The sequence below is a fragment of the Bradyrhizobium sp. NC92 genome (genome assembly GCF_025200865.1).
Classification (GTDB): domain Bacteria; phylum Pseudomonadota; class Alphaproteobacteria; order Rhizobiales; family Xanthobacteraceae; genus Bradyrhizobium.
On record NZ_CP104171.1, the window covers coordinates 1,436,705 to 1,449,272 of the forward strand.

Below are 12,568 nucleotides of genomic sequence, written 5' to 3' on the forward strand. Positions count from 1 at the left end.
TACATAATTCCTGTAAGCCAAGGGTGCCGAGCGAGGCTCAGCGGGTAAACACCCGCTGCGGACGGCGGCCGACCGGCGCCGGCGGCGCGGCCTGGGTGGGCGCCCCGAACAGCCGCTCGAAGAAATTGGGCCCGGACGAGCCGAAGCCGCTGTTAGCCACGGCCACCCCGGAGGGCAGCGTCGTCGCCGGACGCGAATAGCTCGGCTGGGAATGCGCCACGACGGCCTCGAGGTCCTTGCCGCGGTTGTTCTTCAGGATGTTGATCATGGTCGCGTCGCGGCCATAGACGTCCTTGCGGAATTGCAACTTGCCGGCGTCGTCCACGAACGCGGTCTGATAGGTGATGTTGACCGGGATCGGGGTCGGAAATTTCAGGTCGATCTCGCTCTTGCCGTACATGCTGCGCACGCGCTCCGGCGTGTACTTCTCGTTCGGCATGGCGATGTTGAGCAGCACGGAGGCGTACTGATCCGGATTCTGCACGCGCATGCAGCCATGGCTGAAGGCGCGCTCGTCCCGGGCGAACAAATGCTTGTCCGGCGTGTCGTGCTGATAGACCAGGAACTTGTTCGGGAAGTTGAAGCGGATGCGTCCGAGCGCGTTGGCCTCGCCGGGTGGCTGCGAGATGTGCACCGAACCGTCACGGTTCTGCTCCAGCCTGAGGCCCATGCGCTGAAGCACGGTCGGGTCCTGCTGCAGGGCCGGCAGGTATTCGTTGTAGACGATCGACGGCGGCACGTTCCAGGTCGGATTGACCGTGATGTACTTCATCGTCTCGGTGAGCAGCGGGGTCGCATGCGAACCCGGCTTGCCGGTCACGACGCGGGTGGTCCAGACCTGCTGGCCGCGCTGCATCACCTTCAGCGTGAAGTCCGGAATGTTGAGGATGACATAGGCATCGCCCAGCGCCGGCGTGCCGAGGTCGCGCGGCAGCCAGCGCCAGCGCTCCATGTTCACCAGCACCACGTCGATCTGCTTGTCGCGCTTGGGAGTGTTGAGCGCCTTGACCGTCTTGTCGTCGAGGATGCCGGTCGGCTTCAGCTCGACGCTGGTCTGGAATTTGCGCACGGCTTCGGCCACCGCAGCGTCGTAGCGGGTGTCGCTGGCATTCTCGGCGAGGCCGAGCTTGGCGCGCAGTTGCGGCACGCGCGGATCTTCCACGACGATCTCAGCCTGCTTCTTGCCGGCCGGGGTATATTTCAGCGCCGGACCGTCGGCGATCTCGATCACCGGACCGCTGCCCTGGCCGCGCAGCTCGGCGAGCTTGGCCTTCAGCTCCTTGTAGAGCTTGTGCGGCGGGTTGTAGCTGTCGAGCGCCGCGGAGGCGTCGCTCGCGGTCGTGACCTTGGCGAGTACCTCGCCGGGCTCGACCGGGTGCTCGGGATAGAGGATGTCGCCGCTGACCTGCGACCAATGCATGCGGCCGCTCTGGGCGTGGCGGGCGTAGTCGAACATCCCGGCGGTGAGCTTGAGCTCGGCATCGGCCAGCGCATCGGGCGTCGTGGCGGCGGCGAAATCCGGCACCGGATAGTCGGCGGGATTGAGACCGTCGGAGGCCGCGTCCTTGAGCCGCGCGATCACGCCCTTGGCCGCAGCAGTCAGGCTGCCGCCTTGCGTCCAGACCGGCGCGAAGTCGCGCGCGCCGTAAAACTTCTCGACGGCCGCCCGCTCGTTCTTGCGGTCGAAATGGCGCGAGGTCTTGGCGCCGATCATGTCCTTGAGCCTGTCCGCGACCGGCTGGTCGGCGGCGGGCACGGTGCTTGCGGCCTTCACCGGCTCGGCGGCCGGTGCTGCGGGAGCCGCCGGGGTGGCGGTCGCGGTGTCGGCCTTGGCAGGCTCGGTCTTTGCCGGCTCGGTCTTCGCAGTCTCGCTCTTCGGCGCTTCTGGCGCGGGTGTGGTGACAACGTCGGACGGCTTGGTCTCGACCTTGTCCGGCGCTGGTGCGACGTCCGTCTTGGCGGAGTCCCTCGCAGCGTCCTTCGTCGAATCCTGCACCGTGGCGGTGGTGTCGAGCTTGATGTCGGCTGCAGTCGGGGGCGGGACGTTTGCGGGCTCGGGGCGCGGGATCGCAGCTTCGATCGCGAGCTCGGCGGCGCTGCTGCGCACCTGATCCTGCGCCAGGGCCGAGCTGGCCGACACCGTGAGGAAGGTTGCCGCGACCGTCATCAAGACACGGTCAAAGCCCACACGATGGTTCAAACAGTCACGCATTGTGTCGCACCCCTCGGGTGAGCTGTTCCTTCGTGGAACAGCTTCGTTATCGCCTAGTGATGAGTTACGGCTAAAACCGCGCCGGCCTCTCGAAAGTTGCACGCCTGCACGCAACGATTCTGACGCAGACGATATACAGGCCCCGATTTTGCAGCCAGCGCTACCCGGGACGACTCACGACAAACTGACTTCAAGGGAGCCTCTTGGCAACGGATTGTACGCTTCTGCCACGCGCTTTTCCCTCTGTCTGTCACTTCCAAGTCACGGTTCAAATCGCAGACGAATTCCGTCGGCACGCGAACGGCTTAGAGCGGTCTCGCACCGCGGCGCGAACCCCCATTCACGTTGGGCTCAGTGCGTCTCTTCACCGCTTTTGCCGCCATGGCCGGGAACCCCGGCCTCGTCGAGTTTGCGGTAGAGCGTCGAGCGGCCGATCTTGAGGCGGCGAGCCACTTCGGACATCTGGCCGCGATAGTGCGAGATCGCGAACCGGATGATCTCGTTCTCCATGTCGTCCAGCGGGCGGACATCCCCGGTCGCAGTGAGCATGGAGAGCGTTCCCACCAGGGGAAGCGGAGCGATTGGTATTTCGTTACCCGACACCAGTGAGGGCGTCGCCGCCGGCTCGAGCATCAGCGGGGCGGTCGGAATTTCCGTGGCGGGATGCGGCTGCGAGGCGAGCAGCGGGAAGTCGCCGAGACCGAGCTGGTCTCCGTCGCTCATCACCACGGCGCGGTAGACCGCGTTCTCGAGCTGGCGGATGTTGCCGGGCCAGTCGAGCTGGGCAAGGTGGGCCACCGCCTCGCCGCTGATCCCGGCGATCGGGCGGTTCTCCTCGGCGGCGAAGCGCGCGATGAAATGCCTGAGCAGATGCGGGATATCCTCGCGCCGGGCGCGCAGCGAGGGGATCGTCAGCGGCAACACGTGCAGCCGATAGAACAGGTCTTCGCGGAAATGTCCCTGCTTGACCCGCTCCAGCAGCTTGCGATTGGTGGCCGAGATGATGCGAACGTCGACCTTGAGCGGCTTGCGGCCGCCGACCGATTCCACGGCGCCTTCCTGGAGCGCGCGCAGCAGCTTCACTTGCGCCGTCAGCGGCAGCTCGCTGACCTCGTCCAGAAACAGCGTGCCGCCATGAGCCTCGACGAACTTGCCGGTGTGCCGCTCGGTGGCGCCGGTGAAGGCGCCCTTCTCATGCCCGAACAGGATGGACTCGACGAGGTTGTCTGGAATCGCGCCGCAATTGACCGCGACGAACGGCTTGGCCTTGCGCTCGCCGCTGCCATGGATGGCGCGCGCGAACATCTCCTTGCCGACGCCGGACTCGCCCTCGATCAGCACGGGGATCGCGGAGTTTGCCGCCTTCTGGGCGGCACGCATCACGCCCACCATCGCTTCGGAGCGGGTGATGATGTCGGAGAAGGTGAGCCGTCCTTCGCGGCTGTGACGGATGCGCTGCAATTCGCCCTTGAGCGCGGACGTGTTGAGCGCGTTGCGCAGCGAGACCTGGAGCCGCTCGACGCCGACCGGCTTGACGACGAAATCGGCCGCGCCCGCGCGCATCGCGGAGATCACGTTGTCGATGCCGCCATGGGCGGTCTGCACGATGACGGGGACGCTCAGGCCGGCTTCGCGGATCTTGGCCAATACGCCCATGCCGTCGAGGCCGGGCATCACGAGATCGAGGATGACGGCGTCGATGGCCGGTCCGTCGGGAGCGGTGAGGGCGGCGATTGCGGCGTCGCCGGAGTCCACGACGACCGTCTCATAGCCGCATTTCTGCACCATGTTCTCGACCAGCCGGCGGGCTACAGCGTCGTCGTCGGCGATCAAAATACTGGCAGCCATGGTGTTCCCCGCACGCTACTACTATCTGTCTCGAATCGGGGCACTCTGGCCGAAGCCGATTAACGCACGCTTAATCCTTGATGCCCCCGCCCGCCGCCGCGATTGTTGAACACAGGTTTCCCACACAATGAATTCGCGCTCCAAGTCTGCCTCGAACAAGCCCGCTCTTAAGAAGACCGCTCTCAAGAAGTCCGCTTTCAGCAAGCCCGCTCTCCGTAAGCCAAGCGCCAAAAAATCCGCCGCCAAGGCAAGACCCTCCACGGCTGCGAGCAAGACCGGCAAGCTTCCGGAGTGGAACCTGGCCGACCTCTACTCCGGGATCGGCGCGCCGGAAGTGGCGCGCGATCTCGAGAAAATGGATGCCGACTGCGTCGCCTTCGAGACGGACTACAAGGGCAAGCTGGCGACAGGGACAGCAAACGAAGATGGCGGAAAATGGCTCGCCGAAGCGGTGCGACGCTATGAGGCGATCGACGATCTCGCCGGCCGTCTCGGCTCCTATGCCGGCCTCGTCCATGCCGGCGACAGCGTGGACCCTGCGATTTCAAAGTTTTACGGCGATGTGTCCGAACGGCTGACGGCGGCGTCCACGCATCTGTTGTTCTTCGCGCTCGAGCTCAACCGGATCGATGACGATATTTTGAATCGCGCGATGCAGGCCGCCGAGCTCGCGCACTACCGTCCCTGGATCGAGGATCTGCGCAAGGAGAAGCCGTACCAGCTCGACGACAAGCTCGAGCAGCTTTTCCTCGAGAAGGCGCAGACCGGCTATTCTGCCTTCAACCGTCTGTTCGACCAGACCATCTCCAGCCTGCGCTTCAAGCTCGGCACCAAGGAGCTCGCGATCGAGCCGACGCTCAACCTGTTGCAGGACCGCGACGGCTCCAAGCGCAAGAGCGCGGCGGAGGCGCTGGCGAAGACCTTCAAGGCCAATGAGCGCACCTTTGCGCTGATCACCAACACGCTTGCCAAGGACAAGGACATCTCCGACCGCTGGCGCGGCTTCAAGGACGTCGCCGATTCCCGCCATCTGAACAACCGCGTCGAGCGCGAGGTCGTCGACGCGCTGGTCGCCTCGGTGCGCGCAGCCTATCCGAAACTGTCGCATCGCTATTACGCATTGAAGGCGAAATGGTTCGGCAAGAAGCGGCTGGCCTATTGGGACCGCAACGCGCCGCTGCCTTTTGCGGCGACTGACGTCATCGCCTGGCCGGAGGCGCGCAGCATGGTGCTGACGGCCTATCGCGGCTTCTCGCCCAAAATGGCCGATATCGCCGAGCGCTTCTTCACCGACCGCTGGATCGACGCGCCGGTGCGGCCGGGCAAGGTGCCGGGGGCGTTCTCGCATCCGACCACGCCATCGGCTCATCCTTACGTGCTAATGAACTACCAGGGCAAGCCGCGCGACGTGATGACCCTCGCGCATGAGCTCGGCCATGGCGTCCATCAGGTGCTCGCGGCAAAGAACGGTGCGCTGATGGCGCCGACGCCGCTGACGCTGGCGGAGACCGCGAGCGTGTTTGGCGAAATGCTCACCTTCAAGCGACTGCTGGCCCAGACCAAGAACGCAAAGCAGCGCCAGGCGCTGCTCGCCGGCAAGGTCGAGGACATGATCAACACCGTGGTTCGGCAGATCGCGTTCTATTCCTTCGAGCGCGCGGTCCACACCGAGCGCAAGAACGGCGAGCTCACCGCGACGCGGCTCGGCGAGATCTGGCTGTCGGTGCAGGGCGAGAGCCTGGGGCCGGCGATCAAGATCAAGGCGGGCTACGAGAACTACTGGATGTACATCCCGCACTTCATCCACTCGCCGTTCTACGTCTACGCCTACGCATTCGGCGACTGTCTCGTGAACTCGCTCTATGCGGTCTATGAGAACGCGGCCGAGGGTTTCGCCGAGCGCTATCTCGACATGCTCGCCGCCGGCGGCACCAAGCACTATTCCGAGCTGCTGCGCCCGTTCGGGCTCGATGCGAAGGACCCGAAGTTCTGGGACCGCGGGCTCAGCGTCATCGCGGGGATGATCGACGAACTCGAGGCGATGGGCTGAGGCGCGCGGCGCTTTTGGCGATGGGGCGCGCGTAAAACATCTGTTGAACTAGGGCTTCGGCGATGTTATACATATGTATAACGTGCTGGAGCCCATGTCATGAAAATCGAGATCAAGAAGATTGGCAATTCCGATGGCCTGCTGCTGCCCCGTGAATTGATGCAGCGCCTCGATCTCAAGCGGGGGCAGCAATTGCACGTCGTGGAATTGCCTGGCGGTGGTTTTCAATTGCTGCCCTACGATCCCGACTTCGAGCGGACGATGGAAATCGCCGACGAGGTGATGGACAAGTATCGCGACACGCTCGCTGCTCTCGCAAAATAAGTCGGCGACGCGCATGAGCGATCCTCAGGAGCCGCTCTGGGTGACCTACGAGCAGGCTGTCGCAATTCACGGCCGCCAACTCCGGCGCTTCGGTGGTGCGCCGGGATTGCGCGACGAGGGCATGCTGCGCTCCGCGCTGGAGCGCCCGCTCAATAAACGGCGCTATGAACGGGCGCCGATGGACGAACTCGCTGCAGCCTATGCATTCGGCCTCGCGAAGAACCATGCATTCGTCGACGGAAACAAGCGCATCGCCTTCATGGTGATGATGGTCTTCCTTCATAAGAACGGCGTGGCCTTCAGTCCCGATCCTGCGGAGGCGACGACGATCATCCTCTCGCTCGCCGCCGGCGAAGTCAGCGAGCAGAGCCTGACGCGCTGGATTCGCGACAATTGGAATTCCAAATGACCCGATTTGCGGGAAAACCCCGCTTCGGTGCCGTTGCCCTGTCTAAATCTTTCAGGTATCCCAGCCCGAGAATTCGACGTTCGACTGGGGACAATCCATGGCTGATCATAGCGAAGTGGCGTACACCACTGCCGACGGCAACGACTACGTTGCCCACGAGCAGACCTATGAGGGTTTCATCAAACTGGTGAAATACGGCACGGCCTCGGTCGCGCTCATCGTGATCCTGATGGCGATCTTCCTCACCTGATCCGTCCGTTGCCGCACCGCCAGCGCTGTCGGTGCCCATAAAATTTGCATTCAAGCCGGTTCTAAAACCGGTATCCAACGTTGCGGGAGTAACGCTAAGTTCGCGTGCGCGCTTTGTCCCGCGTCGCCGGAGGGCCTATGAAGATCGCCGTTGCCAAGGAAATCGATCCGTCGGAGCCGCGCGTCGCCGCTTCGCCTGATACGGTGAAAAAATTCAAGGCGCTCGGCGCCGAGATCGCCGTCGAGCCGGGTGCCGGCATCAAGTCGGGCCTTCCGGATTCCGAATTCATCGCCGTGGGCGCCACCGTCAGCACAGACGCGCTCAAGGACGCCGACATCATAATCAAGGTGAAGCGTCCCGAGGCATCCGAGCTTGCGCAGTACAAGCGCGGCGCCCTCGTCATCGCCATCATGGACCCTTACGGCAACGAGGCCGCGCTGAAGACGATCGCGGATGCGGGCGTCGCGGCCTTCGCGATGGAATTGATGCCGCGCATCACCCGCGCGCAGGTGATGGACGTGCTGTCCTCGCAGGCCAACCTCGCCGGCTACCGTGCCGTGATCGAGGGCGCCGAGGCCTTCGGCCGCGCCTTTCCGATGATGATGACCGCGGCCGGCACCGTACCCGCCGCCAAGGTGTTCGTGATGGGCGTCGGCGTCGCCGGCCTGCAGGCGATCGCGACCGCCCGCCGTCTCGGCGCCGTGGTGACCGCGACCGACGTCCGACCCGCAACCAAGGAACAGGTCGAGTCGCTCGGCGCAAAGTTCCTCGCCGTCGAGGACGAGGAGTTCAAGAACGCACAGACCGCCGGCGGCTACGCCAAGGAAATGTCCAAAGAGTACCAGGCCAAGCAGGCCGCGCTCACTGCCGAGCACATCAAGAAGCAGGACATCGTCATCACCACCGCGCTGATTCCGGGCCGGCCGGCGCCGAAGCTCGTCAGTGCCGACATGGTGAGATCGATGAAGCCCGGCTCGGTGCTGGTCGACCTCGCCGTCGAGCGCGGCGGCAATGTCGAGGGCGCCAAGGCCGGCGAGGTCGTCGACCTCGATGGCATCAAGATCGTGGGCTACACCAACGTCGCCGGCCGCGTCGCAGCCTCGGCCTCCAGCCTCTATGCCCGCAATCTGTTCTCCTTCATCGAGACCATGGTCGACAAGAACGAGAAGAAGCTCGCCGTGAACTGGGACGACGAGCTCGTCAAGGCCACCGCGCTCACCAAGGACGGCGCCGTGATCCACCCGAACTTCCAGCCGAAGGCTTAAGGAGACCCGTTATGGAGCACGCTGCACAGGTCGTCGACCCCTTCATCTTCCGGCTGTCGATCTTCGTCCTCGCCGTCTTCGTCGGCTATTTCGTGGTGTGGTCGGTGACACCCGCGCTGCACACGCCGCTGATGAGCGTGACCAACGCGATCTCCTCGGTGATCGTGGTCGGTGCGCTGCTTGCCGGCGGCGTCGCCAATGTTTCGAGCGGCTCCGGCTGGGCGCGAGCCTTCGGCTTCGTCGCGCTGATCTTTGCCTGCATCAACATCTTCGGCGGCTTCCTTGTCACCCAGCGCATGCTGGCGATGTACAAGAAGAAGTCGAAGTGAGCGGCCACCTCGGGCTGATGGGATCAATGGGGACCTGAGATGAGCGCCAACCTCTCTGCATTTCTGTATCTCGTGGCGGGAGTGCTGTTCATCCTGTCGCTGCGTGGGCTATCCAGCCCGGCTTCGTCGCGCCAGGGCAATCTGTTCGGCATGATCGGCATGGCGATCGCGGTCGCCACCACGCTTGCCAACCATCCGCCGGCTGACGGTCTCGCGTGGGTGCTGGTGATCGTCGGCATCGCGATTGGCGCCGCGATCGGCGCGGTGATCGCGCGGCGCGTGCCCATGACGTCGATGCCGGAGCTCGTCGCGGCCTTCCACTCGCTGGTCGGCATGGCCGCGGTGCTGGTCGCCGCCGGCGCGTTCTATGCGCCCGAGGCGTTCGACATCGGCACGCCGGGCAATATTCACACCCAGAGCCTGGTCGAAATGTCGCTCGGCGTCGCCATCGGCGCTTTGACCTTCACCGGCTCGGTGATCGCCTTCCTCAAGCTTTCGGCGCGGATGAGCGGCGCTCCGATCATCCTGCCGGCCCGCCACGTGATCAACATCGCGCTCGCGGTGGCGCTGGTCGCCTGCATCGTCGGTCTCGTCGTCACCGGCAGCCCCGTGTTCTTCTGGCTGAACGTCATCCTGGCGCTTCTGCTCGGCGTGCTCATGATCATCCCGATCGGCGGCGCCGACATGCCGGTCGTGATCTCGATGCTGAACTCCTATTCGGGGTGGGCCGCGGCCGGCATCGGCTTCACGCTCGGCAATTCCGCGCTGATCATTACCGGCGCGCTGGTCGGCTCCTCAGGCGCGATCCTGTCCTACATCATGTGCCACGCGATGAACCGGTCCTTCATCTCGGTCATCCTCGGCGGCTTCGGCGGTGAGACCGCTGCGGCCGGCGGCGGTACGGGCGAGCAGAAGCCCGCCAAGCTCGGCTCGGCCGACGATGCGGCCTTCATCATGAAGAACGCCTCCAAGGTCATCATCGTGCCCGGCTACGGCATGGCGGTGGCGCAGGCCCAGCACGCGCTGCGCGAGATGGCCGACATCCTGAAGAAGGAAGGCGTCGAGGTGAAGTACGCCATTCACCCCGTCGCCGGCCGCATGCCCGGCCACATGAACGTGTTGCTCGCCGAAGCCAACGTTCCCTATGACGAGGTGTTCGAGCTCGAAGACATCAACTCCGAATTCGCGCAGGCCGACATCGCCTTCGTGATCGGCGCCAACGACGTCACCAACCCGGCCGCAGAAGAGGACAAGTCCTCGCCGATCTACGGCATGCCGGTGCTCCAGGTCTGGAAGGCCGGCACGGTGATGTTCATCAAGCGCTCGCTGGCTTCGGGCTATGCCGGTATCGACAATCCGCTGTTCTACCGCGACAACACGATGATGCTGCTCGGCGACGCCAAGAAGGTCACCGAGAACATCGTCAAGGCGATGTAGCGAGGGAGGGACCCCTGGCCATCAACAAGGATTGGCACCGGTCCCAGCGCATGCCGCCCAAGGCGACGCGCGAGCAGCGCATCGCCTGGCACGCTGCCCACAAGGCGGCATGCGGCTGTCGCGACGTTCCGGCGAGTCTCCGGCCCGACGTCATGAAATTGCTGCGGAGCCGTCGCAAGCCCTAGTCTGGATCGGGGCCGGCCGCGCAATGATCACCATCGTCAAATGGACCGTCATCCTGCTCGTGGCCGTCTATCTTGCCGGTCTCGTCGTGCTGTATCTCCGCCAGCGCGAGATGCTGTTTCCGATCCCGCCCGTCGGTCGCACCGCACCCGATGCTGCGGGCCTTCCCGAGGCGGAAGAGCATGTCCTGACTACCTCGGACGGCGAGAAGGTCATCGTCTGGCACGTGCCGGCGAAACCCGGTCGTCCCGTGATCCTGTATTTTCCAGGCAATGGTGATTTTCTCGCCGGTCCTGTCGGCCGCTTCAAGGCGATGACCGCAGACGGTACCGGCCTCGTCGCGCTGTCCTATCGCGGCTATGCCGGCTCCAGCGGCGCGCCCAGCGAGGAGGGCCTGTTGCGCGATGCCGCGGCCGCCTACGCCTTCACGACCGCGCGCTACGCGGCGGAACGAATCGTCGCCTGGGGCTTTTCGCTCGGGACCGGCGTGGCGGTCGCGCTCGCCTCGGAGCAGCGCATTGGAAAGCTCATCCTGGAAGCCCCCTATACGTCGACGGCCGACATTGCAGCTTCGTCGTTCCGGTTCGTGCCGGTGCGCCTGCTGATGCGCGACCCGTTTCCCTCCGACGAGCGCATCTCGCGCGTCACGGTGCCGCTCCTGGTGATGCATGGCACCAATGACCTTGTCATTTCGATCGTCTTCGGAGAGCGTCTGTTCGCACTCGCCCGCGAGCCCAAGCGGTTCGTTCGCATGGAGGGCGGCGGGCACGACAATCTCGATCAATATGGCGCGATCGAAACGGCGAGAGGCTTCATTGGCGACTGACGGCTTGGCTCAACGTTACGTTCCCGCGCTCGCCGTCTCCTGCTTGACGTTTCTGCCGCAGAATGCGCTTGCCGCGACCGGGCTCGACGGCGCGGCGATGCGCTGGCCCCATGCGCTGCCCTTTGCCGGCTTGTTGCTGTCGATCGCACTGGGGCCGCTGCTGTTGCCGAAGATCTGGCATCACCATTACGGCAAGATCACAGCTGCCTGGTCGCTGCTGGCGCTCGCCGCGCTCGTCGTCTTCGCCGGCGGCATGGCGATGCTGGCGGCGCTGGTCCATGCCATCCTCGCCGAATATCTCGGCTTCATCGTGCTGCTGTTCGCGCTCTATGTCGTGGCCGGCGGCATTCTCATCACGGGCGACATCAAGGGCACGCCGGCGGCGAATGTCGGCATCCTCGCGCTCGGCACGTTGGGGGCGAGCATCGTCGGAACCACGGGTGCCGCGATGATCCTGATCCGCCCCTTGATCCGCGCCAATCGGCTGCGGCGCCACAACGCCCATGTCGTCATCTTCTTCATCATCCTGGTGGCCAATGTCGGCGGCGCGCTGAGCCCGCTCGGCGATCCCCCGCTCTTCGTCGGCTTCCTCCACGGTGTCGACTTCTTCTGGACCACGCGGACCGTCTGGTTGCAGACCGCGCTGGTTGCCGGCCTGTTGCTCGCGATCTTCGCCGTCATCGACGTCTGGCGCTTTCGTAGCGAGCCTCCCACTGACACAGGCCGTGGCGAGCCGTTGCGCATCCGCGGCCTCGTCAATCTGGTGCTGATCGCAGCCATCGTCGCCAGCCTGCTCGCCTCCGCGATGTGGAGGCCCGGCATCGCGTTCGATGTTCTCGGCACCAGGCTGGACCTGGAGGACCTCGTTCGCAATCTGGTGCTGCTGGCCATCGCGGCGCTGTCGGTATGGCTGACGCCCGACGAGCACAGGCAGGCCAACGGCTTCACCTGGGAGCCGATCCGCGAGGTCGCAAAGCTGTTCGCGGGCATCTTCGTCGCCATCATCCCGGTCATTGCCATGCTCAATGCCGGCCATCACGGCGCGTTCGCCTGGCTGCTGTCGGCCGTGACGGCGCCGGACGGCACCCCGCGCGAGGTCGCCTATTTCTGGTTCACCGGACTGATGTCGGCTTTCCTCGACAATGCGCCGACTTATCTGTTGTTCTTCGAGCTCGCCGGCGGCGACCCGCAGGTGCTGATGCATGAGCTCTCGGGCACGCTCGCCTCGATCTCGATGGGAGCCGTCTACATGGGAGCGCTCACCTATATCGGCAACGCGCCGAACTTCATGGTGAGCAGCATCGCCCGCGAGAACGGCATCGAGATGCCGAGCTTCTTCGGTTATCTCCTGCGCGCGGGCGCCGTGCTGATCCCGCTGTTCCTGTTGCTGACGTTCCTGCCGGTCGCGCCGATCCTGCACTGGCATTGAATCTGC

Annotated in this window: 11 protein-coding genes; 9 read left to right on the forward strand and 2 right to left on the reverse strand. The window is 64.7% G+C overall.

Features of this window, described 5'->3' with window-relative positions; genetic code table 11:
• Positions 1-37 precede the first annotated feature (37 nt).
• Positions 38-2,212, reverse strand: a complete 2,175-nt coding sequence (locus N2602_RS06745) for a murein L,D-transpeptidase (protein WP_172784756.1) — start codon at positions 2,210-2,212, stop codon at positions 38-40.
• A gap of 351 nt (positions 2,213-2,563) precedes the next feature.
• On the reverse strand, positions 2,564-4,060 hold the full coding sequence (locus N2602_RS06750) for a sigma-54 dependent transcriptional regulator (protein WP_260382138.1): 1,497 nt from the start codon (positions 4,058-4,060) through the stop codon (positions 2,564-2,566).
• Between the two features lie 127 nt (positions 4,061-4,187).
• Between N2602_RS06750 and N2602_RS06755 the strand changes: the two genes are divergently transcribed.
• The 9 genes from N2602_RS06755 to N2602_RS06795 all read left to right on the forward strand — a co-directional run bounded on the left by N2602_RS06755 (position 4,188) and on the right by N2602_RS06795 (position 12,562).
• On the forward strand, positions 4,188-6,110 hold the full coding sequence (locus N2602_RS06755; protein ID WP_260382139.1) for a M3 family oligoendopeptidase: 1,923 nt from the start codon (positions 4,188-4,190) through the stop codon (positions 6,108-6,110).
• Between the two features lie 99 nt (positions 6,111-6,209).
• The gene (locus N2602_RS06760; protein ID WP_124162834.1) at positions 6,210-6,434 is read left to right on the forward strand and encodes an AbrB family transcriptional regulator; all 225 of its coding nucleotides are present in this window, start codon (positions 6,210-6,212) and stop codon (positions 6,432-6,434) included.
• Positions 6,435-6,447: 13 nt separating this feature from the next.
• Positions 6,448-6,843 carry a type II toxin-antitoxin system death-on-curing family toxin gene (locus tag N2602_RS06765; RefSeq protein ID WP_172784753.1) on the forward strand — a complete coding sequence of 132 codons (396 nt, stop codon included), beginning with the start codon at positions 6,448-6,450 and terminating at the stop codon, positions 6,841-6,843.
• A gap of 97 nt (positions 6,844-6,940) precedes the next feature.
• Positions 6,941-7,093 (forward strand): aa3-type cytochrome c oxidase subunit IV, encoded by a 153-nt coding sequence (locus N2602_RS06770; RefSeq protein ID WP_008136857.1) that lies wholly within the window; start codon positions 6,941-6,943, stop codon positions 7,091-7,093.
• A 137-nt stretch (positions 7,094-7,230) separates the two neighbouring features.
• Positions 7,231-8,358, forward strand: a complete 1,128-nt coding sequence (locus N2602_RS06775; RefSeq protein WP_260382140.1) for a Re/Si-specific NAD(P)(+) transhydrogenase subunit alpha — start codon at positions 7,231-7,233, stop codon at positions 8,356-8,358.
• Between the two features lie 11 nt (positions 8,359-8,369).
• Positions 8,370-8,687 carry a proton-translocating transhydrogenase family protein gene (locus tag N2602_RS06780; RefSeq protein WP_014492434.1) on the forward strand — a complete coding sequence of 106 codons (318 nt, stop codon included), beginning with the start codon at positions 8,370-8,372 and terminating at the stop codon, positions 8,685-8,687.
• Positions 8,688-8,726: 39 nt separating this feature from the next.
• Positions 8,727-10,124 carry an NAD(P)(+) transhydrogenase (Re/Si-specific) subunit beta gene (locus tag N2602_RS06785; RefSeq protein ID WP_172784751.1) on the forward strand — a complete coding sequence of 466 codons (1,398 nt, stop codon included), beginning with the start codon at positions 8,727-8,729 and terminating at the stop codon, positions 10,122-10,124.
• Between the two features lie 211 nt (positions 10,125-10,335).
• Positions 10,336-11,133: an alpha/beta hydrolase gene (locus N2602_RS06790; RefSeq protein WP_260383616.1), complete on the forward strand. Its 798-nt coding sequence runs from the start codon at positions 10,336-10,338 to the stop codon at positions 11,131-11,133.
• Entirely contained in the window at positions 11,093-12,562 is a 1,470-nt protein-coding gene (locus N2602_RS06795) for a sodium:proton antiporter (protein ID WP_409241886.1), read from the forward strand. The genes N2602_RS06790 and N2602_RS06795 overlap by 41 nt, the downstream gene beginning before the upstream one ends.
• Positions 12,563-12,568: the final 6 nt, after the last annotated feature.

Coding starts and splice junctions, on each gene's coding strand:
- N2602_RS06745 (WP_172784756.1), bottom strand. CDS start 2,212: ATGCGTGACTGTTTGAACCATCGTGTGGGCTTTGACCGTGTCTTGATG.
- N2602_RS06750 (WP_260382138.1), bottom strand. CDS start 4,060: ATGGCTGCCAGTATTTTGATCGCCGACGACGACGCTGTAGCCCGCCGG.
- N2602_RS06755 (WP_260382139.1), top strand. CDS start 4,188: ATGAATTCGCGCTCCAAGTCTGCCTCGAACAAGCCCGCTCTTAAGAAG.
- N2602_RS06760 (WP_124162834.1), top strand. CDS start 6,210: ATGAAAATCGAGATCAAGAAGATTGGCAATTCCGATGGCCTGCTGCTG.
- N2602_RS06765 (WP_172784753.1), top strand. CDS start 6,448: ATGAGCGATCCTCAGGAGCCGCTCTGGGTGACCTACGAGCAGGCTGTC.
- N2602_RS06770 (WP_008136857.1), top strand. CDS start 6,941: ATGGCTGATCATAGCGAAGTGGCGTACACCACTGCCGACGGCAACGAC.
- N2602_RS06775 (WP_260382140.1), top strand. CDS start 7,231: ATGAAGATCGCCGTTGCCAAGGAAATCGATCCGTCGGAGCCGCGCGTC.
- N2602_RS06780 (WP_014492434.1), top strand. CDS start 8,370: ATGGAGCACGCTGCACAGGTCGTCGACCCCTTCATCTTCCGGCTGTCG.
- N2602_RS06785 (WP_172784751.1), top strand. CDS start 8,727: ATGAGCGCCAACCTCTCTGCATTTCTGTATCTCGTGGCGGGAGTGCTG.
- N2602_RS06795 (WP_409241886.1), top strand. CDS start 11,093: ATGGCGCGATCGAAACGGCGAGAGGCTTCATTGGCGACTGACGGCTTG.